This window comes from Myroides sp. C1519 (assembly GCF_038039755.1).
Lineage (GTDB): Bacteria > Bacteroidota > Bacteroidia > Flavobacteriales > Flavobacteriaceae > Flavobacterium > Flavobacterium phaeum_A.
The window spans coordinates 14,676-40,552 of sequence record NZ_JBBPHM010000019.1 but is presented as its reverse complement, the minus strand read 5'-3'; the positions used below and the strand labels follow the sequence as shown (position 1 = coordinate 40,552).

At 33.3% G+C, this 25,877-nt stretch carries 24 protein-coding genes; 9 read left to right on the top strand and 15 right to left on the bottom strand.

The annotated features are described in order from the left end of the window. Window positions 1-72 precede the first annotated feature (72 nt). Window positions 73-1,767, top strand: coding sequence for a glycoside hydrolase family 32 protein (locus AABL81_RS10935; RefSeq protein ID WP_341341029.1), 1,695 nt, complete (start codon window positions 73-75; stop codon window positions 1,765-1,767). A 48-nt stretch (window positions 1,768-1,815) separates the two neighbouring features. On the opposite strand, the gene AABL81_RS10930 is transcribed toward AABL81_RS10935, so the two are convergent. The 11 genes from AABL81_RS10930 to def form a co-directional block, all read right to left on the bottom strand. Beyond that, window positions 1,816-2,799, bottom strand: a complete 984-nt coding sequence (locus AABL81_RS10930; protein ID WP_158209727.1) for a TerC family protein — start codon at window positions 2,797-2,799, stop codon at window positions 1,816-1,818. A 199-nt stretch (window positions 2,800-2,998) separates the two neighbouring features. Next, window positions 2,999-3,994, bottom strand: a complete 996-nt coding sequence (locus AABL81_RS10925; protein WP_090404464.1) for an NAD(P)H-dependent glycerol-3-phosphate dehydrogenase — start codon at window positions 3,992-3,994, stop codon at window positions 2,999-3,001. Between the two features lie 326 nt (window positions 3,995-4,320). After that, the gene (locus AABL81_RS10920; RefSeq protein ID WP_341341028.1) at window positions 4,321-5,481 is read right to left on the bottom strand and encodes an iron-containing alcohol dehydrogenase; all 1,161 of its coding nucleotides are present in this window, start codon (window positions 5,479-5,481) and stop codon (window positions 4,321-4,323) included. Window positions 5,482-5,564: 83 nt separating this feature from the next. Then, window positions 5,565-6,152: a nicotinate (nicotinamide) nucleotide adenylyltransferase gene (gene nadD, locus AABL81_RS10915; protein ID WP_090404470.1), complete on the bottom strand. Its 588-nt coding sequence runs from the start codon at window positions 6,150-6,152 to the stop codon at window positions 5,565-5,567. Window positions 6,153-6,164: 12 nt separating this feature from the next. Continuing rightward, window positions 6,165-6,734 (bottom strand): guanylate kinase, encoded by a 570-nt coding sequence (gmk, locus tag AABL81_RS10910; protein ID WP_158209729.1) that lies wholly within the window; start codon window positions 6,732-6,734, stop codon window positions 6,165-6,167. A gap of 30 nt (window positions 6,735-6,764) precedes the next feature. Continuing rightward, complete coding sequence (locus AABL81_RS10905; RefSeq protein ID WP_158211323.1) at window positions 6,765-7,613, bottom strand: YicC/YloC family endoribonuclease; 849 nt, start codon at window positions 7,611-7,613, stop codon at window positions 6,765-6,767. Window positions 7,614-8,429: 816 nt separating this feature from the next. Next, a complete protein-coding gene (locus AABL81_RS10900; RefSeq protein ID WP_341341027.1) occupies window positions 8,430-8,783 on the bottom strand; it encodes an arsenate reductase family protein in 354 nt (117 codons plus the stop codon). After that, entirely contained in the window at window positions 8,784-9,014 is a 231-nt protein-coding gene (locus tag AABL81_RS10895) for a ferredoxin (RefSeq protein WP_158209731.1), read from the bottom strand. Further along, window positions 9,014-10,255: a peptidase U32 family protein gene (locus tag AABL81_RS10890; RefSeq protein ID WP_341341026.1), complete on the bottom strand. Its 1,242-nt coding sequence runs from the start codon at window positions 10,253-10,255 to the stop codon at window positions 9,014-9,016. Before AABL81_RS10890 ends, AABL81_RS10895 begins: the two co-directional genes overlap by 1 nt. Window positions 10,256-10,265: 10 nt before the next feature. Then, a complete protein-coding gene (gene trhO / locus AABL81_RS10885; RefSeq protein ID WP_158209733.1) occupies window positions 10,266-11,624 on the bottom strand; it encodes an oxygen-dependent tRNA uridine(34) hydroxylase TrhO in 1,359 nt (452 codons plus the stop codon). A 453-nt stretch (window positions 11,625-12,077) separates the two neighbouring features. After that, window positions 12,078-12,656 (bottom strand): peptide deformylase, encoded by a 579-nt coding sequence (gene def / locus AABL81_RS10880; protein ID WP_158209734.1) that lies wholly within the window; start codon window positions 12,654-12,656, stop codon window positions 12,078-12,080. A 340-nt stretch (window positions 12,657-12,996) separates the two neighbouring features. Here def and recA point away from each other — a divergent pair, with 340 nt between their 5' ends. Both recA and AABL81_RS10870 read left to right on the top strand, forming a co-directional pair. Beyond that, window positions 12,997-14,001 (top strand): recombinase RecA, encoded by a 1,005-nt coding sequence (recA, locus tag AABL81_RS10875; protein WP_158209735.1) that lies wholly within the window; start codon window positions 12,997-12,999, stop codon window positions 13,999-14,001. 163 nt (window positions 14,002-14,164) lie between these two features. Further along, window positions 14,165-15,046, top strand: coding sequence for a hypothetical protein (locus tag AABL81_RS10870; protein WP_341341025.1), 882 nt, complete (start codon window positions 14,165-14,167; stop codon window positions 15,044-15,046). A 60-nt stretch (window positions 15,047-15,106) separates the two neighbouring features. Here the strand turns inward: AABL81_RS10870 and AABL81_RS10865 are convergent, their stop codons facing one another. After that, window positions 15,107-15,868 (bottom strand): lysophospholipid acyltransferase family protein, encoded by a 762-nt coding sequence (locus tag AABL81_RS10865; RefSeq protein ID WP_158209737.1) that lies wholly within the window; start codon window positions 15,866-15,868, stop codon window positions 15,107-15,109. A 143-nt stretch (window positions 15,869-16,011) separates the two neighbouring features. Between AABL81_RS10865 and trpS the strand changes: the two genes are divergently transcribed. Continuing rightward, window positions 16,012-16,992 (top strand): tryptophan--tRNA ligase, encoded by a 981-nt coding sequence (gene trpS, locus AABL81_RS10860; protein WP_158209738.1) that lies wholly within the window; start codon window positions 16,012-16,014, stop codon window positions 16,990-16,992. A 35-nt stretch (window positions 16,993-17,027) separates the two neighbouring features. On the opposite strand, the gene dprA is transcribed toward trpS, so the two are convergent. Further along, window positions 17,028-18,140: a DNA-processing protein DprA gene (gene dprA / locus AABL81_RS10855; protein ID WP_341341024.1), complete on the bottom strand. Its 1,113-nt coding sequence runs from the start codon at window positions 18,138-18,140 to the stop codon at window positions 17,028-17,030. A 199-nt stretch (window positions 18,141-18,339) separates the two neighbouring features. On the opposite strand from dprA, the gene AABL81_RS10850 reads away from it, so the two are divergent. The 3 genes from AABL81_RS10850 (at window position 18,340) to AABL81_RS10840 (ending at window position 20,665) form a co-directional block, all read left to right on the top strand. Further along, entirely contained in the window at window positions 18,340-19,278 is a 939-nt protein-coding gene (locus AABL81_RS10850; protein ID WP_158209740.1) for an HU domain-containing protein, read from the top strand. Between the two features lie 80 nt (window positions 19,279-19,358). After that, on the top strand, window positions 19,359-19,871 hold the full coding sequence (locus tag AABL81_RS10845) for an acyl-CoA thioesterase (RefSeq protein ID WP_158209741.1): 513 nt from the start codon (window positions 19,359-19,361) through the stop codon (window positions 19,869-19,871). A gap of 5 nt (window positions 19,872-19,876) precedes the next feature. Beyond that, complete coding sequence (locus tag AABL81_RS10840; RefSeq protein WP_158209742.1) at window positions 19,877-20,665, top strand: S1/P1 nuclease; 789 nt, start codon at window positions 19,877-19,879, stop codon at window positions 20,663-20,665. Window positions 20,666-20,735: 70 nt separating this feature from the next. Here AABL81_RS10840 and AABL81_RS10835 read toward each other — a convergent pair whose 3' ends face one another. Further along, on the bottom strand, window positions 20,736-22,211 hold the full coding sequence (locus AABL81_RS10835; protein WP_341341023.1) for a hypothetical protein: 1,476 nt from the start codon (window positions 22,209-22,211) through the stop codon (window positions 20,736-20,738). Between the two features lie 237 nt (window positions 22,212-22,448). Here AABL81_RS10835 and hflX point away from each other — a divergent pair, with 237 nt between their 5' ends. Both hflX and asnA read left to right on the top strand, forming a co-directional pair. After that, a complete protein-coding gene (gene hflX / locus AABL81_RS10830) occupies window positions 22,449-23,681 on the top strand; it encodes a GTPase HflX (RefSeq protein ID WP_158209744.1) in 1,233 nt (410 codons plus the stop codon). 259 nt (window positions 23,682-23,940) lie between these two features. Then, window positions 23,941-24,945 carry an aspartate--ammonia ligase gene (gene asnA / locus AABL81_RS10825; RefSeq protein WP_158209745.1) on the top strand — a complete coding sequence of 335 codons (1,005 nt, stop codon included), beginning with the start codon at window positions 23,941-23,943 and terminating at the stop codon, window positions 24,943-24,945. Window positions 24,946-25,004: 59 nt separating this feature from the next. Here asnA and AABL81_RS10820 read toward each other — a convergent pair whose 3' ends face one another. Further along, window positions 25,005-25,850 carry a DUF3078 domain-containing protein gene (locus AABL81_RS10820; RefSeq protein WP_158209746.1) on the bottom strand — a complete coding sequence of 282 codons (846 nt, stop codon included), beginning with the start codon at window positions 25,848-25,850 and terminating at the stop codon, window positions 25,005-25,007. Window positions 25,851-25,877: the final 27 nt, after the last annotated feature.

The following is a 25,877-nucleotide window of genomic DNA, read 5'->3' as shown; positions in this document are numbered from 1 at the left end:
CATAAAAACGCATAAAACATATTTATTTCACTATTTTTATAATACTAATTTCGATTTTAAATGAAATAAACTATGAAAAAGACTATCAAAATCCCAGTCCTAATTACAAACAACTTCCTCTTTATTCCTATTGATGAAACTAAAACAGAAAATCGAATCGAAATTATAGACCCCTATAACAACACCCTCTATTCATTTAAAGCAAAACTCTCAATAGAAAAGGCGCAATATTACACTCCTTTGGACGTAAGCAATCACTTAGGAAGAGAGCTTATTCTTAAAATTTATAATACAACACTTGATCAAAGTATTAGTGAATGCCTTATCCTAAAGCCATTTAATATTTACAATTACTGCGAAAAACATCGCCCCCTTTATCACTTTTCTTCCCCATTTGGCTGGATTAACGACCCAAATGGTCTATACTATAAAAATGGTTTCTATCATTTGTATTACCAATACAACCCTTATGGTATTAAATGGGGTAATATAAGTTGGGGACATGCAACTTCTCAAGATTTAATCCATTGGATCAATCACCCTCCTGCTATACTTCAAAATCATTTAGGTGATGTATTTTCTGGCAGTATAATCATTGATAATAACAATGATGCTGGTTTTGGTAAAAAAACAATTTGTGCGTTCTATACCTCTTCAAGTGATAAACAAGTTCAGAGTCTTGCTTATAGTACTGACGACGGTAAAACTTTTAAAAATTATATGAATAACCCAATTCTAACGGATGAAGAAAACAAAGACTTTAGAGATCCTAAACTTTTTTGGCATAAGCAAACAAATAAATGGATAATGGCTTTAGCTACAGGACAAACTATTACTTTCTATAGTTCTACAAATCTTAAAGCATGGAGTAAACTAAGTATATTTGGAAATGGAATTGGCTGTCACAAAGGAGTTTGGGAATGTCCTGATCTTTTTGAAATATCAAATGGAACAATAACGAAATGGGTGCTTTTTGTTAGCATAAATCCAGGAGGTCCAAATGGTGGCAATGCAACACAATACTTTATTGGGGAATTTGATGGCACTACATTTACTCCTGATGATACAGAATATCCTTTATGGTTGGATTATGGTCGTGATAATTATGCTGGAGTAACTTGGCACAACAATCCAAATAAAAAGCCAAGATACATCGGTTGGATGAGTAATTGGGATTATGCTAATGAAATTCCCACTAAGAACTTTACAAATGCAATGACTTTACCAAGAACAATTGAATTAGCAAAAAATGGTAATTCTTACTGCTTAAGAACTCAACCTATTAAAGAGTTAAAAAATCTACGAGCAGAAAAGCATCTTATTGAAAGTAAATTACTACAAAAAAGTATACTCGTTCCTTACTTCTTTGATGATAACTTAGGAGCTTATGAAATACTATTAGACTTTGTAATTATTGATCAATCTACATCAAATGTAAACTTAACTTTAAGCAACTCTGTGGATGAAAACCTATTGTTCTCCTTTGATATTAAAAATGAAAAACTAACTATAGACCGTAGTAAAAGTGGTCAAGTAAATTTTTCAGAAAATTTCGCAAAAGATAAAATCGTAGCTCCTTTCCCTTCACAAATAAAGCATCAGCTAAAACTATTTATTGATAAAGCTTCTTCAGAATTATTTATCAATAAGGGTAAAATAGCTGTTACAAACTTAATATTCCCTACTGAACCATATTCTTCCATCAATCTTGAAGTAGAAAATGGATCAATTGATATAACAAAATTCACTATTTATAAACTCCAATAAAAAAAGGTTACCTCAATGAGGTAACCTTTTTCTTTATATAATTCTAACTTACGCTACTTTCTTTGGAGGGAATAAAAACGAAGCTACTACTGATAAAATCAATACTCCTGCAATTACTGATAACGATACTAATGAATCGATATGAATGAAAGGAGAGATAATCATCTTCACCCCAATAAATGATAATATAATTGCTAATCCATATTTCAATTTAGAGAACTTATCCATAAAGTTTGCCAATAGGAAATAAAGTGATCTTAAACCTAAAATAGCAAATATATTAGATGTATATAAGATAAATGGATCGTCTGGTGCAATAGCAAAAATAGCAGGAATACTATCTACAGCAAATATTAAATCTGTGAACTCAATAACCATTAATGCTACAAACAATGGGGTTACCATTTTTACGCCATTTTGAACAGTAAAGAACTTCTCTCCATCATAATCCTTACTTACTTTAAAAAACTTGTGTACCATACGTACAGCAAAGTTTTTAGACAAGTCTTCATCTTCGTGATGATCTTCTTTAGCAAACCATGATTTAATACCTGAAACAAGTAAAAACACCCCAAAAATGGTTAATACAACATTTATTTCTACACTCTTACCAAAAATTTCAATTGCTGGTAAGTAAGTATGATTAATTATTTCTACTCCTGCGAAAATAAATATAGCTCTAAAAACTAAAGCCCCTATAATTCCCCAGAAAAGAACGCGATGATGTAATTCCTTTGGAACTTTAAAAAAGGTAAAAACAAGTATGAATACAAATAGATTATCTACGGACAATGCCTTTTCAATCCAATAAGCAGATTGAAAACGTGCAAAGTTTTCAAAATCCATATAATAGTAGATAACACCACTAAAACACATTGCTAAACTTACCCATACAACAGTCCATATCAATGCTTCTTTAGTTGAAACAGTATGACTATGGCGGTTAAATACACCTAAGTCTAATAATAACATTACAAAAACTACAACACCGAAAACAGCTAAAAGCCCAGGGTGATTAATTAAATGATCCATTTTTTTACGTTTATGTGGGCAAAACTAAAACATATATTTTTCCCCAAGAGAATTGCACTTAATAGATTAATTATCAATCAGTTAAAACAAAACAACAAGATAGTAAAAACTACCCTATAAAAAAACAACCTCTTGAAATTCAAGAGGTTGAGTATATCTATTTTGTTAATCATAAAAAGACGACAAAAAATAAAAATTTTTAATCTAACTTCTCTGTTAACTTTCTAAATGTCTTTTTAGGATCTTTTCCATTGTATAAAATATCATACACTGCATTGATAATAGGTGTTTTAGCACCAAAATTCTTATTTAACTCATAAGCACTTTTCGTTGCATAATATCCTTCAGCAATCATATTCATCTCCATTTGTGCTGACTTTACAGTATATCCTTTACCAATCATGTTACCAAACATTCTGTTTCTTGAAAACAGAGAGTAACCAGTAACCAATAAATCACCTAAATAAGCAGAGTTATTTATATTTCGCTTCATGCGGTGTACTTTCTTAATGAACTTCTTCATCTCACGGATAGCATTACTCATTAATAGAGCTTGAAAGTTATCTCCATACCCTAAACCGTGTGCCATACCACAAGCAATAGCATAAATATTTTTCAACACTGCTGCATATTCCGTTCCTACAATATCATCTGTTACTTTAACTTTAATGTAATGACTACTTAAACAATCTTCAATCACTTTTGCGTGTACTTCATTTCTACAAGCAATAGTCAAATAAGATAAACGTTCTAAAGCTACTTCCTCAGCGTGACAAGGCCCTGTAATTACAGCAATATTATCATAAGGAATATCATATGTTTTATTAAAATGCTCACCAACTATCATACTCGTTTCAGGTATAATACCTTTTATCGCAGATATGATAACTTTCCCCTCTAAACTAACGTATAAGCTTTCCATTTCTGGTGTCAAAAACGCAGATGGAATGGCAAAAATAACGTAGTCCGCATAAGAAACAGCTTTATTGATATCGTTAGTCAACAACAATTGATCAACGTCAAATTCTACTGAACTTAAATAATTAGGATTATGATAATTTACTTTTATTTCTTCAATAGCAGTTTCATTACGCATGTACCAAGCAATTTCATTTAGATTCTCACTCAGCATTTTTACAATAGCAGTAGCCCAGCTTCCACCTCCTATAACCGCAAATTTCGGATAATCACTCATATTCTAAGATTATTTCTTTGTCAAAAGTAAGTAAAAAAGAAATTGCAAACAATTGAAAACAAAATCCCTTTTAAGCTAATAAATCTAATTTTATTCAACCAAAAACCCGATTATACTGAAACAAAATTAACAAAAACTACCTAAATCATAATTTTAATGCTCGTATACATCTAATCCATAAATTTAAAACAACAGCATTTATTACCTTGAAATGGTACTTTTAGAAGATATTAACAGCTAAAAGCAAGTTGCAACAATAGAAAAAGCCTTTCTATAATAGATAATCAATAAATCGAGTAACTATTTTAGAAAGGCTAAAAATATCTTTAGAAACTTAATTCTACTATTTCTTTTACTTTATCTACAGTAATATTGTGCTTTTCTCCCATCGCTTCCCAACCTCTTTCAGCAAATCTATCAGCTATAAAAGCACTCGCTTTTTCAAAATCTTCTGTATAATCTGAAATTTTAGTTTGAATACCTAAAGAATGGAAGAATTCAACCATCGCTTCAATTGCTTCTTTAGCCACTACATCATCATTATCTCCTTGTATATTAAATACACGTCGACCTAATTGAGCTAATTTCTCTTTTTTCGTTTCAAACATTACACGGTATAAGTTTGGCCCTATAATCGCAAGTGTACGCCCGTGATCAATGCCATATAAAGCAGTTAATTCGTGTCCAATAGCATGAGTTACCCAATCTACTTTAACCCCCTTGCTAATTAACCCATTTAAAGCCATAGTACAGCACCACATATAATTGTTAGCTGCCTCATAGTTTGTTGGGTCCTCTAAAATTGGTTTTGATACTTCGATCACTGTACTTAAAATACCTTCAGCAAAACGATCTTGTAATGGCGCATTCTGAGGAAAAGTCAAATACTGCTCTAAAACGTGTACAAATGAATCTGCTAACCCATTTGCTATCTGTCTTTCTGGTAAAGATGCTATTACTTTGGGATCACATACTGAAAACACAGGATATAATGACTCTCCTTCAAATGACAACTTCTCTTTTGTCTTTTCAATTGTAACTACTGCACCACAATTCATCTCACTTCCTGTAGCTGGTAAAGTCAAAATAGCCCCATAAGGCATCGCTTTCCAATCTACTCTCATTTTCTTTTGAACTATTGCAATAGGATCTCCTTCAAAATATACAGCAGCTGAAATAAACTTAACACCATCAATTACACTTCCTCCACCTACTCCAAGAATGAAATCAACTCCTTCTGCTTTGATGATATCTACAGCTTTTACAACTGTTTCAAAATGTGGATTAGGTTCTATACCTCCAAATTCCACAACATCAAAACCTTGTAAAGCTTCTTTTACTTGATCGTAAACTCCATTCTTAAAAATACTTCCTCCTCCATAAGCTATTAATACCTTAGCATTAGCAGGAATATAATTTTTAATTTCTCCTATTTGTCCCTCACCATATAACAATCTGGTTGGGTTATATAACTCAAAATTCAACATATCTTCTTTCCTTTTTTATTTACTATAAAAATAAAAAAAGGAATGCATAAGCATTCCCTTTTCTTCGTTATAATTATTATAATTTATTTTTTATAAAATAGATTATGATCAATATATTTCCACACCTCTTTATCTAACAGAGGTTGCACGTTTTTACCTTCTTTAATTGAATCTCTGATAAATGTAGCTGAAATCTCCATAATAGGAGCATTTTCAATTAAGTGTACACTTGGATGACTCAAAAGCGGATTGTCTTCTTGTTTATCACTAAATACGCGTGGATACACGTAAAGAGAATAACGATCTAACAATACTTCATAATTTTTCCACTTCGGTAAAGAATCCAAATTATCTTGCCCCATAATTAAAGCAAACTCATACTTTGGAAAACGTTCGTGCAAATATGCCATTGTATTTACCGTATAATTCGGTTGTGGCAAATTAAATTCTATATCCGAAGGTCTGATGTGGTCATAATCAGCTGTTGCTAAATTAACCATGTGCATACGATGAAAATCTTCTAACAATCCCTTCTTCTTTTTCAACGGACTATGTGGTGTTACCACCATCCAAACCTCATCAAGATCAGTAAACTGAACTAAGTGATTGGCAATAACTAAATGTCCAATGTGAATAGGGTTAAAAGTTCCAAAATACAATCCAACCTTCATAAACTAAAATCCTTATTTAATAAATTCTTTCACTAATTGATAAGCCTCTTCTTTAGCTGTATCTAAATCATAGTTTTTGATAATCATATCAAATTGCGGTGCTGTTGCTAACTCTACAGATGCTTTTGCAATACGCATATTGATTTTATCTTCACTTTCAGTAGAACGTTTCTTTAAGCGAATTTTAAGCTCATCAATACTTGGTGGCTTAACAAAAACTGCTAAAGTTTCGTCTGGAAACTTACGTTTAATACGCAATCCTCCTGCTACATCAATATCAAAAATAACATTCTTCCCTAAGGCCCAAATTCTCTCTACTTCTGATTTTAAAGTTCCATAGAAATTATCTCTATAAACCTCTTCCCATTCTAAGAAATCTTCTCCTTTAATATGCGTTTTAAAATCATCTAAAGATAAAAAGTAATAGTCCTCTCCGTGTACTTCTTCACCTCTCGGCGCACGAGATGTACAAGAAATAGAGAATGCTAAATTCAAATCTTGTTGTTCTAATAAATGTCTAACTATGGTAGTCTTTCCAGACCCTGATGGAGCTGAAAATACTATAAGCTTACCTTTTTTCATAAATATTGCGTCGTCTTGTTTTATATTCTATTAAAGAACGTTTAATACTTGTTCTTTAATTTTTTCTAACTCGTCTTTCATTCTTACTACAAACTTCTGCATTTCAGCATGATTTGATTTTGAACCCATCGTATTAATCTCACGTCCCATTTCCTGAGCAATGAATCCTAATTTACGACCATTCGCTTCAGCTCCTTCTAATGTTTCAATAAAGTAATCTAAATGTTTAGACAAACGCACCTTCTCTTCTGTAATGTCCATTTTCTCAAGATAGTAAATTACCTCTTGCTCAAAACGGTTCTCGTCAATTGTCAATTGCAATTCAGCTAAGTTAGAACGTAAACGCTCTTTTACAGTTAAGATACGCTCACTATCAAGAATTGCAACTTCGTTCATATACTCACGAATATTGGCAACTCTTTTTCTAAAGTCAGCTTCTAATGACCCTCCTTCACTAACACGAAATTCTTTCATATTACTGATAGCTTCTTTTATTACTTTTTCAATCTCTGTCCACTCATTCTCATCTAATTCCACACGCTCTACTTTCAATGCATCTGGCATACGAACAGCCATTTTCATCAATTCTGTTGCATCTCCATTAGGAATGATTTCTTTCATTTGATTGATATATGAAAGTACAATCGGACCATTAATCTTGTTCGAAGTTTCTTCTGCTGTAATCTCGCAAAACAATGAAAAGTCAACTTTTCCTCTTTCTAACTCTTGTGCAATTATGTTGCGTAGAGGAAGTTCTTTCTCTCTATAAGTTTGAGGTAAACGTACATTTAAGTCTAAACTTTTACTGTTAAGAGATTTTACTTCAACTGTGATTTTTTTTGTTGGTAACTGCAAACTTGCTTTACCAAACCCTGTCATCGAATGTATCATATTCTAAAAAATAATAGGTGCAAAGGTAAGAAAAACAACACTAACTAACTTATAAATAGGACAAAATACTACTGTTTTAAACCAAATTAAGCCCAACTTAAAGTAATTATCATAAAATACTCATCCTTTTTTAATAAGGACTAATCTGAATACTATGCTCCTCAAACTAAAAATACGCAAACAAAAAAAGGAGAGCCTAAGCTCTCCTTTTTTATGTCATTCCTACTCTATTTTCGGTTTCATTACGTTCATAGGAACTAACCAAAACAACCATAACTGAGAATATAACCTCCTTTGTCCTTATTAGACCACCACAATCTACAAAGTCAGTATTGTATTCAATGTTGTAATGAAACCTACAGAATTAAATTTTTCAAACCTTAAAAAACAAAAAACAAACCACTTTATTTCCTCTTCATTAAATTTAATTCACAATACACTCAAAAAACACTTGTATTTTCTTTTCTTTTTAAAAAGGATTCATAGCAATTCTTCCCTTTTCGTATACTTAAGACACATAGTAACGTAAAAAGTCACACCTTATTTAAACATTTTTTTAATTTATTTCACAAATAACTAACATTCAATATATTACACCTGTAAAAAAAGTAAAAAATATTTCACTTAAATCGGTTACCTTCCTAAAAAACATACTTTTATTCCTCACATTCTTATGTTTTATCACTTTAAAACAAGTATTATCATAAAAGATTAGATAGCTAAACCTCTTTTTATTCCTATAAAAAAAGTCGACAATACAAATAATGCATTGTCGACTTCAATATTATATACTTACAAGGCTGTTTAAAGCGCAGCTTTCTTCTTTGCTTTCTCAATTACTTTAGCACTGTTTCCAACAAAGATCTCCTCTCCAATGAAAATAACAGGTCTGCTTAAAAAAGTATAGTGTTCTAATAATAAGTCTTTATAGTCTTCCTCTTGTAAATTCTTACTTTTCAACTCTCTATTCTTGTACAATTGTGAACGCTTATTAAAAAGCAATTCATAACTTCCAACTTTTGCATACATTTCTTCTAACTGCTCAGCAGTAATTGGATCCTTTTTAATCTCTTGTAATTCAAAAGTATCAATCGCTGGCATTTCGCTCAAAATGCGTTTACAAGTACTACATGTACTCAAATAATATATTTTTTTCATCTAAATATCTTTAACTTTAATTATGTGTACAGGGCATACTTTCTCTGCCTGTTCACAGCCATCTAAGATAGTGTAATCAGGCGATTTTAAGGTGTGAAACCCCTTATTGTTTACAGACTTCAACAAAACTGTTTTCCCGTCTTTTTTAGACATCTGAAACTGCTTTGGTGCTACCTCAACACAATAATTACATCCGATACATTTATCTCTTTGTAAAGTAACAACAATCATTATGCCTCTACTATTTTGTATAACTTATCTGACAAGCGAATACGGAACGGCAATTTAAACGTACAATCGTCTCCTTTTGTCGCTTTTTCTGTTGGTTGCTCATTCACATACATCTCGTCAATAACTAACTCCTGCGCTCCCGTACTTGGTCCTGTAATCAAGATTCTATCACCTACTTTAATATCATACGCTTCAATCTTAAACTCTCCAATAGACGCTTTCTGGAAGTAGTGCATTGCTTTACCTACATACACTTTCTTTTGAGTAGCGTTACTTCCTGGATTATCACTCCACTCTCCTAACTTTTGTCCTAAGTAATATCCACTCCAGAATCCGCGATTATAAACCGTTTCTAAAGCTTTCATCCACTCAGCAACTTTCTCTTGTGAGTATGTCCCTTCAGCAACTGCATCAATAGCCTCTCTATACGTACGAACAACTGTTGCAACGTACTCAGGAGCTCTACCTCTACCTTCTATCTTCAACACTTTCGTTCCAGCATCAATCACTTGATCTAAGAAATCTAATGTACACAAGTCTTTTGGAGACATCATATACTCATTGTCAATCTCTATTTCAAAGCCAGTTTCTTGATCAATTACAGTATATTTCTTACGGCAATTTTGCTTACATGCACCTCTATTTGCAGATGAGTTATGTGAGTGTAAACTCAAATAACACTTTCCTGAAACAGCCATACACAAAGCACCGTGACCAAAAATCTCAATCTCAACCAAGTTTCCAGACGGACCTTTTATTTGTTCGCGCTCAATTCCTTCTGTAATCATTTTTACTTGACGTAAACTCAACTCACGAGAAAGAACTACAGTATCAGCAAATAAACTATAAAACTTAACAGTTTCAATATTCGTAACGTTTAATTGCGTAGAAATATGAACTTCTAAACCAATTGCTCTTGCAGAAGCAATTACCGCTTGATCAGAAGCAATTACCGCAGTTAATCCTGCTTCTTTTGCTCTGTTCAACAACGTTTTTACAACCGACAAATCGTGATCGTAAATAATGGTATTTAAAGTCAAATAAGTACGAATGTTTTTCTCGTTACAACGTCTTGCAATTTCTTCCAAGTCGTCAATCGAGAAATTAACTGTTGAACGTGCACGCATATTCAATTGGTCAACCCCAAAGTATACTGAATCTGCTCCGCTATCAATTGCTGCTTGCAATGATTCGAAGTTTCCAGCTGGAGCCATTAACTCAATTCTTCCTGAAACTGTCATATCTATTTTATTAGTCTATTATTTTAAATAATTGATCGTTTTTACGAACTCTGAAGCTAAGCTCCATTGTCATTCTATCGCCCTCTTTTGCTACAGTAGCTTCTTGTCCATTAACCATCATCTTAGCAACAGTTAAACGCTCATCTCCTGTAGTAGGTCCAACGATAGCAATCTTATCGCCAACTTGAATTTCTTTACTCATTTCAAATTGACCTACTCCTGCTTTAGTAAAGTAATGTTGAACTACTCCAACTAAAACTTTGCGTTCTACTTGCTTCTTGCGAATCTGAGTAACAGTACTTACTTTAACAGCTTTTATCTCATCAAACACATTGCGTTCCTTTTGGAACTTTAATGATTCTGAACGTCCCTTTTTGAAAATCAAGTTACCTTTCTGAACTCCTTGACGTAAACGTTTTTGTTCGTCTTCTGGTAGTTGAATAATATCTAAACATTCGTCAGAACAACAACCATGCATTTTTTCAGCACACTCATCACATTGAATAAACAATAAATGACATGCCTCATTTGCACAGTTTACGTGTGTATCACATGGTTTTCCACATTGGTGACAGTTAGCAATTACATCATCTGTAATACGCTCTCCTAAACGGTGATCGAATACAAAGTTTTTTCCGATGAATTTACTATCTAAACCTTCTGCTTTTACCTGGCGTGTATATTCAATAATACCACCTTCTAATTGGTAAACATTTTTAAAACCGTGGTGTTTAAAATAAGCAGATGCTTTCTCACAACGAATACCACCTGTACAATACATCAATAAGTTTTTCTCTTCTTTGATGTCGTTTAATTCGTCTTTAATTTTTGGTAATGACTCACGGAAAGTATCAACATCCGGAGTTATTGCACCCACAAAGTGACCAACTTCACTCTCATAGTGATTTCTGAAATCTACTACAACCGTATTTGGGTCAGCAAGCATTTCATTAAACTCTTGTGCTTTTAAGTGAATTCCTTTATTAGTAACGTCAAATGTGTCATCATTTAATCCGTCTGCAACAATCTTATTTCTAACCTTTACAGTTAACTTTAAGAAAGACAAATCATCTTGCTCAACAGCAACATTCAAACGGATTCCTTTCATAAAATCGTATTGTTCTAATGTATCTCTAAAAGCGTCAAATTTTGAAGCAGGAACAGACATTTGAGCGTTGATTCCTTCGTGCGCAACGTAAGTACGTCCTAAAGCATCAAGGGCATCCCAAGCAAGGAATAAATCGTCTCTAAATTGTTGTGGGTCTTGTATTTTTGCGTACGCATAGAAAGATAAAGTCAAACGGTTTTCTCCCGCTTGCTCAATAAGTTCAGCTCTTTCTTCTGCGCTTAATGTGTTATACAGTTGCATGCTATATAATTTAAGTGTAGAATTATTACTATGTTTTTGAAATCCTAAATGGAAGAATTTCCGTGCAAAGATAATACTTTGATTTAAAAGTATTAACCTATTTTTCGTCTTAGTATGTAGTAAGGCTTATTTATTCAAGTTATTACATATCAAGAACATAAATAATACTTTCTGCCTATTATACCTCCTACTTCTAAAATGATTCGACCTATATCAGCCATTGTACAGCAATAATAGGATTACCAATCTTACTTGTACAACCATAGTAAAATTATACAGGTTTCAATACTATCATAAACGATATGCTTCCATACTGTAATCATAATGAACCCAATATGTACACATACTCTTTCCATAATTCTTATGGGAGCATTATGGTACCACTATGGGAGCACTATGGGAACATCCTGAATATGAGCAACAAAAAAGCCGAGTAAAACTCGGCTTTGAACACTATAATTTCATCTTGTAATCCGTAAATACTTTACCTTTTACAATCTTATCTAATTTCTTACTAATCAATTTCTTTGTTAACGAACTCAATCGATCAACAAAAAGGACTCCTCTTGTATGATCATACTCGTGTTGAATGATACGAGCAGTAGTTCCATAAAACGTTTTAGTCTGTGGTTTAAACTCACGGTCAAAGTATTCAATCGTAATAGACCAAGGGCGATTAACTCGTTTAAAGACATCTGGAATACTTAGACAGCCTTCAATATCATCCCATGTTTCGTCAGATTTACCAATAATACGCGCGTTGATAAATGTCTCCTTTATCCCAGTATCTCCATTTACAAAGTTTATTTTGCGTTCTTGCTCATCAGCATTTTCAAACATTACCACACTATCCACTACAAATAACTGAATAGTCTTGTCAATTTGAGGAGCTGCTAAACCACAACCATCAGCATTCTGCATTGTCTCCCACATATTATCAACCAATTGATTCAATTCCGGATAATCTGCTGTTACTTCAGTACAATCTTCTTTCAGTGCTTTGTTACCGTATGCTACTATAGATAATTTCATTGTTACTTATTTTAATGCAAAGGTCTTACAAATTCTAATTCAAACAAGAATATTCCACCTACATTTTTTTATATTTTATACAGTTAAAGACAGTTAAGTATCCAAAAACAGAATTTATTTTTAAAGATTTCTCAGAACTAAAAGCATCCTATACATTTAATAATCAAACAATAAAATCTATTCAATAAGATAAAATGTTTAAAATCAAACAAAATAAGAAATTGCGATAGCAAATAGCAAGACAGTTGTTGCTATAATTTATAGCATAATAATATAAAGCTCTTGGTGAGTTAATAAATTATATTACTTTTACATCAGTAAGAACGTATTTTTTTAAAAAATGAGCGCAGATAAAGAAGCCAAATTAAAAGCGTTGCAATTAACGCTTGATAAGTTAGACAAGACTTACGGAAAAGGAACAGTAATGAAATTGGGAGATACTGCAGTTGAAGAAGTAGAGGTAATCTCCTCTGGTTCACTGGGGATTGACCTTGCATTGGGTGTTAATGGATATCCTAAAGGACGAATTATCGAAATTTATGGACCTGAATCTTCAGGTAAAACAACGTTGACTTTACACGCAATTGCAGAAGCTCAAAAAGCTGGTGGAATTGCTGCATTTATCGATGCTGAGCACGCATTTGACCGTTTTTATGCTCAAAAATTAGGAGTTGATATTGATAACTTAATCATATCTCAACCAGATAACGGGGAACAAGCTTTGGAAATTGCTGAAAACTTAATCCGTTCTGGTGCTATTGACTTAGTTGTAATTGACTCTGTTGCTGCATTAACACCGAAAAGTGAAATTGAAGGTGAAATGGGAGATTCTAAAATGGGATTACATGCTCGTTTAATGTCTCAAGCTTTAAGAAAATTAACTTCTTCTATCAGCAAAACAAACTGTACTGTATTTTTCATTAACCAGTTGCGTGAAAAAATCGGTGTTATGTTTGGTAACCCTGAAACTACAACTGGAGGTAACGCACTTAAATTCTACGCTTCTGTACGTTTAGATATCCGTAGATCTACTCAGATTAAAGACGGTGAAAATGTTATTGGTAACAGAACAAAAGTGAAAATCGTTAAGAACAAAGTTGCTCCACCTTTCCGTACTGCAGAATTTGATATTATGTATGGTGAAGGGGTTTCTAAAGTAGGTGAAATCTTAGACTTAGCGGTTGATTATGAAATCGTGAAGAAAAGCGGTTCTTGGTTTAGCTACGGAGATACTAAATTAGGTCAAGGTCGTGATGCTGTAAAATCATTAATCAAGGATAATCCTGAATTAATGGAAGAACTTGAAATAAAAATCAAAGAAGAAATTAAGAGTAGAGAAGCTTAATTGACTTGATATAATTACAAGGCCGATTCTTTTGAGAGTCGGCCTTTTTTTATGCTCTTTTTCTAAAAAATACAAGCATAATAAATTGCTTTTACTCTCCTTGTTAAAGAATAAAAAAACAATTGTAGTAAGTTTGTATTCTTCAAATAACAAAACAAACTAAATGAAACTAAAACTATTCGCATTGCTATTAACTATTGTCTCTTTGACAAGCTGTAGTAACATGCTAAAAAATCAAGATTTCTACCTTTCTAATCCTACAGAAAAGGAAATAACTGTTACTATAGATGAGCAAACTTATGCTTTAGCAGCAAACTCTTTTGAAGTCGTGAAAGTAAAGCCGGGTATTCATACACTGAATTATGAAGGAAAGACATCAGAGTTCAACGTATTTACAGATAATACAGGTGGTATAATAAATCCTACTCTTGCTCCACATTATATATTCTCAATGATCTATGCCAAAGAAGGTAGCTTTGACCGTTTTAAAAGTACTGAGCGTAAAGTAGTCATTGATGGTATCTTATATGAGGACAATATCAAATCGACAAACGCACTGTTTATCGACAATAATTTATACAGATGTAAATATATGTTAGGTGAAGCTTATCCTAAAGAAATGGTAACTAACAACAAAAATAATGAGGGTAACTTTTTTAACAAATTCTTTACAAAAGGTGAGTTTATTAGCTTCCTTAGTGAAGAGGCTTCTGAAGAACACAAAGACTTCCATGAAAAGAATAAACAAGTAAATGGAGAAAACACCATAACAGAAGTAAGTGAAAGAACATTGAATATTCCCAACTTCACAGATAAAAACCTGCAAGATTTATTTCAAAAACAGTATGATTTAGTGCTTGAATATAGAAAAAGTGAAGATCCTAAACGTCAAAAAGAGATTCAAAAAGAATTGTTTGACTTGTCAATGTCTAAAGCTAAAATGAATATCAACTATAGCGCTTTAGGAGTGGAACAAAATGAACGTATGAACGAATTCACAACGCAAAATGGTAATATCTACGGAGCAGGAATAATCGAGTTATAAGCTACTAAGAAGAATAAAAAGAAGCGGCTATGTTTAGTTTACACATAGCCGCTTCTTTTTTTATCGTGTTGCTTTTACTTCTCTTTCCCAGTTTTCAACCGGTTCTAATATCATTTGAAAAGCGTGTTCCTTAACTTCATTGCGACTTTCTAATGTTAATCCAGTCGTATTGATAACTTCCAACATTTTTACTGGAACTTTCCCTGGATATCCTATCCCCCATACAAATGGGAAAAAATGTCTTAGTTTACCTAAAGCAAATGATGCAATTGGTATTTGGTGTTCAATAGCCAAACGGAAAGCACCATCTTTAAAACGATCTAAAATAATAGAGCGGTCATCTGTCACTCCTCCCTCTGGAAAAATACAAATACTCAACCCCTTATTCAATCTCTCTTGTGCACTCTGAAACACTTGAAAGCGACTCTTAGAATCTGCTCTATCAACTAAAATACACGTCTTGCGATAGAAGTATCCGAAAATGGGAATATTAGCTAATTCTTTCTTTCCTACAAATACAAACGGATTATCCTTAACCAGGATATACATCATCATAATATCCAACATTGAGGTATGATTAGCTATAAACATATAACTCTTTCCCTTTTCTAAAGGTTGATATTCTTCCACATTATAACGCATTCCAATACCATAAAAAGTAAGCTTAGCCCAAATGCGAGCAACCTTATAAAAAGAAGAATAACTATCCTCAAAATGAATAGTTACCAATAATAATGGCGATAAAATTATAATCACTAAGGTCATCCAGATATAAAACCACAAACGCCATAGTACACTAAAAAAACTTTTAATTACTTTCATAACTAATTCCAGAACTCTATATCTCTTACTCCTCCCAAAAATAAGGATTTATCAATGTCAATGACACTTAAACACTAAAAAACAAATCATATAAGTCTTAAATGCTTTATCTTTGCTACTTATACAAAATATAATATCACGCAATGGCTAAAATTCTTACAGGAGTTCAAAGCACAGGAACTCCACACTTAGGGAACCTTTTAGGAGCTATTTTACCAGCAGTAGAAATGGCGAATAACAAGGAGAATGATTCTTTTCTTTTTATTGCGAATTTACATTCGGCAACTCAAATTAAAGATGCAAAAACATTACAAGAAAATACCTATAGTGTTGCGGCTACTTGGCTTGCTTGTGGTTTAGATGTTAATCATGTAACTTTTTACCGCCAGTCAGATGTACCGCAAACGACTGAGCTTACTTGGTACTTAAGTTGCTTCTTTCCATACCAACGATTAACATTAGCGCATTCGTTTAAAGATAAAGCATCTGTTTTATCTGATGTTAATGCGGGGTTATTTTACTACCCTATGTTAATGGCTGCAGATATCTTATTATATGATGCAGAATTTGTACCTGTTGGGAAAGACCAGTTACAACACTTAGAAATTACAAGAGATGTAGCTTCAAGATTTAATAACCAAATGGGAGAAACTTTTGTTTTACCAGAGGCTAAAATATCTGAAACAGTTATGATTGTTCCGGGTACTGATGGTCAAAAAATGAGTAAATCAAGAAACAATACAATTAACCTTTTCCAAACTGATAAAGCTTTGAGAAAACAAGTTATGGGTATTGAAACAGATAGTACTCCACTTGAAGATCCAAAGAATCCAGATACTTGTAACGTATTTACTATCTACAAACTATTAGCTACACCAGAGCAAATTGAAGCAATGAGAGCTAATTATGAAGGTGGAAATTACGGGTACGGACACGCAAAACAAGCGTTATACGAATTAATCGTTGAGAAGTTTAAAGATGTTCGTGAGAAGTACGAATATTATATGAACAACTTAGAAGAAGTTGATGCATTACTTTTTAAAGGAGCAGAAAAAGCTTCTGTAATCGCTACAAAAACTTTAAATAAAGTACGCGAAAAATTAGGTTATAACACACCAAGATAAAACGTAAAGAGCTACTAAATCAGTAGCTCTTTTTTTTATTGTATTAATTCAAAGTATTTACCTGGCAAAGGTCTTACAATCCCCTTCAACTCTAAATTAAGCAAAGCTGTACTAACTTTATAAATCGGCATTTCGCAGTTTAAAGCTATCATATCTAACAACTCCCTTTCACAAGTAACCAAATAGTCAAAAACCTTTTGTTCATCATCTGACAAGTCTAAAAACAACATCGGCTGTATTACTTTTGGCTTCTTTGTAATCTGGTCCCAATTCAAAGTTTCTACTATATCATTCGCACTACTAAGCAATTGTGCTCTATTTTTGCGTATTACCTGATTACACCCTTGACTCATCACATCTGTAATTCGTCCAGGAACAGCAAAAACATCCCGATTATAATCATTGGCAAAAGTTACAGTACTCATTGAGCCTCCTTTAATCGCACTTTCTATAACAATTACGGCTTGAGACATCCCTGCTACAATGCGATTGCGCTGTATAAAGTTTTCACGTTCAACGCGACTATTCATCCAAAATTCACTAATCAAACTCCCTCCATTCTCTTCTATTTGTTTGGCAATGCTATAATGTCTTTCAGGGTAAATGCGATTCAGCCCATGTCCTAAAACAGCATAAGTATCTAACCCCTCCTCTAAAGCTGCTGTATGGGCACAAACATCAATGCCATAAGCCAAGCCACTAATGATGATGGGATTGTAATCTTTTAAATCACTAATCAATTGTTCGCAAAACTCAACTCCCCTCTTACTCGGGTTTCTCGTTCCTATGATGCTAATCACTCGTCTGTTATTAAATTCAAAATTAGCATTAGAATGAAATAACATAATAGGAGAATCATCGCACTCTCGCAACAAATTAGGGTAATGAGGGTCTTTATAATAACAAATAGACAATCCTTGATTTTGAATAGCCTTTAATTCTAATTCTGCTCTTTGAAGCACCAAGGGATCGTGTATTTTATTCCACAATACCGTTCCTACTTGATGTACTTGCACAATTTCTTTTTGACTTGCTTGAAAAATTGCCTTAGGCGATTCGAAGTAATCTATTAGTCGCTTTGCAGTAACTGGCCCAATCCCAGCAACGGTTTGCAAAGCTAAAGTGTAAAACAATTTTTCTTCTTCCATAAATACTTTTGATATATATTCGAACTCTTTGTATCTTCACTAAATATCCACAAAAACCTATCCAAAAACTTCAAAAAGTAAGATGCTATTAGTTTCTTTATATCTTTGTAAGAATCTAATACTGAAAAACTTAAAAGTAATTGTAAATATTTGTGAATATTTTTTTGTTTCAGCTATTGTTTAATGTAATTTTGTCTTTATGAAGATCGAGAAATACATATCAGCTTTATTATACAGATACCAGTGTGTGATCATACCGGGGTTCGGAGCATTTTTGACAGAGACTAAGTCATCATACTACAATGAAGAGGAACAAGCGTTTTTTCCTCCTCAAAAAATGATGTCTTTTAATGCAAATGTTAAGCACAATGATGGGCTATTAGCTAATCATATCGCTATGCAAGAAAAAATCAGTTATGACGAAGCAGTTAAGTATATCACTTTAGCTGTTAAAGGTTGGGATAAAGAATTAAGCAACTTAGGTAGTTTAACTTTACCTACTATTGGAGCTTTCCAATGCAATAGTGAAGGAAGCTTGGTTTTTGAACCTACTTCAAATAGCAATTACTTAATGACTTCTTTTGGATTGTCTTCTGTAATGGCATCTTCTGTTGATAGAGTTGCTACAATTCCTTTACAAGAAACAGTGGCGGTTCCTCAACAAAGAAAGAAAAGCAAATATGCATTTGTAAAATACGCTGCTGTTATTACACTTTTCTTAGGTGTTGGTAGTGTTATTGCAGACAAAGGTTATGATGCTTATTTAAACGATCAATCATACACAATTGAGAAAAACGTACAATCAAAAGTTCAAGATAAGATACAACAAGCAACGTTTATCATTGAGCCAAGTGCTACAACAATCTCAATTCCAGTTAGAGAAGAAGTAATCGTTTCTACAGAAGTGGTAAAACCTTATCACATTGTAGCGTGTGCTTTTAGAAGCAAACAAGCCTCTGAAGAAGAAGCGGTTAAATTGCAAAACAAAGGTTTTGAAGGTGCTACAGCACTAGCTCGTACGAAATATGGTATGTATCCTGTTTCTTATGGAGGTTTTGAAACACAAGGTGACGCTCAAAAAGAATTAAAGAAAATCCACCGTTCTACAAATAAAGACGCTTGGATTTTAGTACAATAAATAGTTAAACATTAGTCCCGTAACTGAAAAGTTGCGGGATTTTTTGTTTAATGTCTCTATATTTGCCGAAAACAATTATAATGGAAGCAAAATTAGTATCAGAATCAGCTACATTGATGACTGACCTTGTTCTACCAGGAGAAACAAACCCCTTAAACAATATGTTTGGTGGTGAGCTATTGGCTCGTATGGATAGAGCTGCAGGAATTGCTGCAAGACGCCACTCTCGTCGCGTTTGCGTTACTGCATCAGTAAATCACGTGGCATTCAATAGACCTATCCCCCTTGGCAGTGTTGTTACTGTAGAAGCAAAAATATCTCGTGCATTTAACTCTTCTATGGAGGTATATTTAGATGTTTGGATTGAAGATCGCGAGTCAGGTATCAAGAAAAAAGCAAATGAAGCAATCTATACTTTTGTTGCTGTTGATGATACAGGACACCCTGTTTCTATTCCGGAGATTATTCCACAAACAGACATTGAAAAAGAGCGTTATGTTGGAGCATTAAGACGTAAACAATTAAGCCTTGTTATTGCAGGTAAAATGAAACCGTCTGAAGCAACTGAATTAAAAGCGTTATTTAACGAATAAAGAATATGAAGAAAATACTTTACTTTTTATTAGCAGCGTTATTCACTTTACAAACTGCTAATGTATTTGCTTGGGGAACTACTGGTCACCGAGTAGTAGCTGAACTTGCAGAGAGAAATCTTACGAAGAAAGCTAAAAAACAATTGAAACAAATTATTGGAGACCAACAACTTGCTTACTGGGCAAACTGGCCTGACTTTTTAAAGTCTGATCCTACTTGGAAATTCTCTGATAGCTGGCATTATATCAATTTACCTGGTCATTTAGACCGCCAAGCTTTTGATCAAGAGTTAGCGAATTCTACGGATAAAAACTTATACAAAAGAGCGCTAATGTTGATTGAAGAGTTGAAAGATAAAAACTTACCGCTTGCTAAAAAACAAGAGAATTTATACTTCTTAATCCACATTATTGGAGATGCTCATCAACCTTTACACATTGGTAGATTAGACGATTTAGGAGGAAACCGTGTAAAATTAGAATGGTTTAGAAAACCGACTAACTTACACAGTATTTGGGATTCTTCTTTAGTTGACTTTGACAAATACAGCTATACTGAGTATGCTACTGTTTTAGATGTACACGGAAAAGCATACAATCAAAAATTAACTGACGGAGGAATTGAAGATTGGATCTTTGATTCATACACAATGGCTAACAAGATTTATGACAGCGTTGAAGCTGAAGAATCTTTAAGCTATAAATACCATTTTAATCACAAAGATGATGTTGAAAATCAATTATTAAAAGGAGGTTTGCGCTTAGCAAAAGTTCTAAACGAAATTTTCAAGTAATCATTTGACACAATACAAAAGGGCGAAGTAATTAATTACTTCGCCCTTTTTATTTGGATTTATCTTATTGTTATCTACTATAACTCGATCTTGATGAGGATGAGCTGGAACGTGAAGACGATGATGATGACGGTGCTGAATAAGAAGATCTACTTGATCCTGACGAACTACCGCTATAATTACTTCTTGACGATGAATTGCTACTTCCTGAGTTAGTATTTGATCGTGAGTAATAACTGCTATTAGAGCTACTACTTGGCGAACTACTACTTCTGCTATAACTTGAGCGAGAGCTTGACGAACTACTCGGAGATGAGCTGTAATTGCTATTTGAGCCTTGACTATAACTACCTCTACGTGTTGAGCTACTATTAGTTGATGAATTATTACTTGAAGAAGATGTACCTCTATCGTAATTTGATCTATTAGCAGATGAACTTGTAGAATAACTTGAGCGACTTGAAGAAGAATTTGAGCTTCCTTCAACTTTGTTTACCTCTCTATTATTTGAGCCACTGTAATAATCGCTTCTATTATTTGACCCACTACCACTTGTAGCATATTCACTTCTGCTATTTCCGCGTTTGTAATCTGAGCTTCCACTACTTGAGTTGCTATTCCCCCCTCTGTAATAATCGCTTCTATTATTTGACCCACTACCACTTGTAGCATATTCGCTTCTGCTATTTCCGCGTTTGTAATCTGAGCTTCCGCTACTTGAATTGCTATTTCCTCTGCTGTAATAATCGCTTCTGCTATTTGATCCACTGCCACTTGTAGCATATTCACTTCTACTACTTCTGCTGCTTGTCAAATCAGCACGGTTATAGTAATTACTCTCTCCATATCTCGTTTTAAACGAGTTGTTTGGATTTTGACGTTCATAGTAATCTTGTCTAACATTAGAATACATATTCTCTGCTCTATAACTATTTCTATACGGTCTATAGTAATAATTATTGTTTTGATTTATATGCACGTGTACGTGTGAAACATAGCGCCCGGTTGAGTATGGAGCATATCCGTAGTAATAATTTGGATAATAGTTCCAATACCAAGATGAATAGTAAGGTCTGTAAGAAACACCCCAGAATAAACTAAACATAGGAGGCGTAGTTACATAAATAGGCTCGTAAATGTAGTTTGCTCCATATAAATATGAATTCCCTACTACTTGCATATAAACTACTTTCTTGCGTTTATCCTTTTCTACTTCAATAGTTGCAACGTCTTGATACAAATCTTTACCAAGAACAGCCTGAATAACAATTAAGTGCGTTCTACCCTCAACTACTTCTACAACTCGTAGATAATCTACATAACCATCCCCATTTAGGTCAAGGTTATTTATACGAGAATAAGGGTCATTTAACCTAAACTCAAAGTCAGCCAAATCAGACGATTCTCCAAAAACAGAAGCCACTGCTTGAAGGTCTAAGTTATCGCTAATGTCATAGTTATTAGCCGTTACCACAGTTCTTTGTCCAAAAGACACAGAAAAACTGAGTGTTAAAAATAACAGCGCGATATAATGTAATGTTTTCATAATCTTCTCTTTTCACTTTACCATATACCTAAAGCATTGCAATAAATATACCGTAACAATTTAAAGCAAGGTACTGAAAAACAATATGTAAAAAGCTTAATAATTCCTTAAATACGAGGGAATTGTGCTAAAATGGCGAAATCACTTCAGTTATTTTAAAGGTTTAAGAAACAGTAAACTAAATAAAACACGATAAGTAGTACATTTTTACTAATTTTGTACTATAATATAGTTTATATGATTGATAGAGAAGAAATAAATTTTGAACGTTCTGTAATCGTAGGTATCGTTACAAAAGATCAAGATGAGTCAAAACTTAATGAATATTTAGATGAATTAGAGTTTTTGACATATACGGCTGGAGGAGAAGTATATAAGCGCTTTACACAGAAAATGGAAAAGCCTAACCCTAAGACCTTTGTTGGAACAGGGAAAATGGAAGAAATCCACCACTATATAGTAGAGAACGATATTCATACCGTAATATTTGATGATGAGCTTACACCAGCTCAACAAAAAAACGTTTCAAAAATATTAGATTGTAAGGTGTTAGACCGTACCAACCTAATCTTAGATATATTCGCACAAAGAGCACAAACTTCTTATGCGAGAACACAAGTTGAATTAGCACAATTTCAATATTTACTACCCCGTCTTTCTGGAATGTGGACTCACTTAGAGAGACAGCGTGGAGGTATTGGTATGCGTGGTCCTGGGGAAACAGAGATTGAAACAGATAGACGTATCGTTCGTGATCGTATTACGCTATTGCGCGAAAAATTGAAAGTTATCGATAAACAGATGGCTTCACAAAGAGGAAATAGAGGTGCGATGGTACGTGTTGCTTTAGTTGGGTACACAAACGTTGGTAAATCTACTTTGATGAATACAATCGGTAAAAGTGAAGTATTTGTTGAGAACAAGCTGTTTGCTACCCTTGATACTACCGTTCGTAAAATCGTAATAGGCAACTTGCCTTTCTTGCTTTCTGATACCGTTGGTTTTATTAGAAAACTACCTACACAGTTAGTAGAATCGTTCAAGAGTACCTTAGACGAGGTTAGAGAAGCAGATTTACTATTACACGTAGTTGATATTTCTCACCACGACTTTGAAGACCACATCGAATCTGTAAATACGATTCTAAAGGACATCAAAAGTGATGATAAACCAACGATTATGGTGTTTAATAAAATTGACGCTTATAAACCGGAAGTTATCGCTGAAGATGATTTAATGACTGAACGTACATCACGCCACTACACGATTGAAGAGTGGAAAAAAACGTGGATGAACAAAGTTGGAGAAAATAATGCAATCTTTATTTCTGCAACAAACAAGGAAAATATGGAAGAATTTAGAAAGAAATTATATGAAGCTGCACGTGAGATTCATATCACCAGATTCCCATATAACAACTTTTTATTCCCTGACTATGACCACTTAGTAGAAGGTCCAGACAGCGAATAAAATATTTGTTCATAAAAAAATTTATAAAGTAACTCAGTGTAATAATATTTTTTCTATTTTTACACTATTGCTAAAAAGCTGATTATATGTATTTATCATTGAACAATAATTTCTCTAATAATAATTTGAATTGTGTATACGATTTGAAGAGGGAAGCTATTGGCAATGATTAAAGTTAATTATATATTATTTCATTATCCGTTTAAAGGCTCCTCTCTGAGGAGCCTTTTTTTTTATTAAAAATTCAAACCTAAATATCATGAGTAAAAAACAAATTTTACAGACCGAAAAATCAATTGCATTAGTAAAAGACTTCTTTTCTAAAGACTTGTGCAATACATTGAACTTGTATCCTATTTCATCTCCGATGATTGTAAATGAAGGAACAGGAATCAATGACGACTTAAACGGTGTGGAGCGAGCTGTCTCTTTTCCTGTAAAGTTTCTTAACAATGATCGAGGTGTTGTCGTACATTCACTAGCCAAATGGAAAAGAATTAGACTAGAAGAGTTAGGCCTTGATGTACACGAAGGTATTCTAACAGACATGAGAGCGCTTAGACCTGACGAAGATAGTAGCCCAATACACTCAATTTATGTTGACCAATGGGATTGGGAATTAAAGATTGAAGATAAAGATCGCAGTCTTGATTTTCTTAAATCTATCGTTCGCAAATTATATCAAGTGTTGTTAGAAACAGAGGAACAAGTTTGGAAAGAACTACAAATAGAACGTATTCTGCCTGAATCAATCTCTTTTATCCATTCTGAAGAATTATTACAGCGTTACCCTACTCTATCTCCAAAAGACAGAGAACACGCAATAGCGAAAGAATATGGAGCTGTTTTCATTATGGGAATTGGACACAAATTATCAAACGGAGAGCAACACGACAGTAGAGCTTCTGATTATGATGATTGGAGTACTGAAACAGAAGGAGGATACAAAGGATTAAACGGTGATTTATTAGTTTGGGATCCTATTCTAAACAGATCATTAGAACTATCTTCTATGGGAATCAGAGTAAACAAAGATGTTCTTTTAAAACAATTAGAGATTACACAATCTTTAGAAAAGAAAAACTTACTTTACCACAGTATGTTATTACAAGATAAATTACCATTGTGTATTGGTGGTGGTTTAGGTCAATCAAGAATCTGTATGTTCTTATTGAGAAAAAGACATATTGGAGAAGTACAAGCAAGCTTATGGCCTCAAGACGTAAGAATTGAAGCTGAAAAACAAGGAATCAGTTTATTATAAATAAAAAAGCTCGGTAGAAAACTACCGAGCTTTTTTATTTTATTCTATTTCTAATTGGATTAGAAATTATAGTTAACTCCTAAACCAACCATTTCTCTAATTTGGAATCCTTGGAATGCAAGGTCATCATAGATAGTTTGGAATGTTAAGTTAGTAGAAAGATATTTATTAATCTTCATTACTACGTTTAACTGATAATCAAGAACAACGTTCTGAGGGTCTTTTAAATAGTTAGAATACAAGTTTAAGATGTTTTCAACTGAAACGTTTTCCATAACATTAAATTTATAGTAAGCGTTTACAGACATACCTAATTGGTATTCCATTGATTTTCCTTCTTTCACACCAAAAGCATCACCAAATTCAGTGAAGTGATTGTGAACAAAGATAAATCTTGATGTTGCTGGAGCGATGTTTACTTTTAAGTTATCATCTTTTTTCCATAACATACCTGGACCTATTTGTAAATAAGCAGGAGACATAAAGTGAGAATTTCTAATTCCATCTTTGTCAATACCAGCATCCATTTGTGTTTTGAAATTCAAAAACGCAGAGTAATACCAGTTTTTAGCTGCTTGTTTACCTAATAAAGAGTTTAACTCTAAACGGTCATTTGTTTTCTTTTGTTTATCTCCTTTTAACTTAGAAATACCATAGCTTACCATAGCTTTGTTATCCCAAGTCCAATCATCTTTCTTGTAGTTCAAATCATAATTTACATTAATGTTACCAGACAGGTTATTATCCCCACCAGCTTGCCAATTTGAAAAACTTGATTGATTTACTAAGAAATTAAAATTTCCTTTTGATGTCCAATTGCTTGTATTTTCTACTGTTTCAGCTTCTTGAGCTTGAACAGAGAATGAAGCAAAAACTGCTAATAATCCTAAAACGATTTTCTTCATAGTTACATACTTTTTGCGCAAAACTAC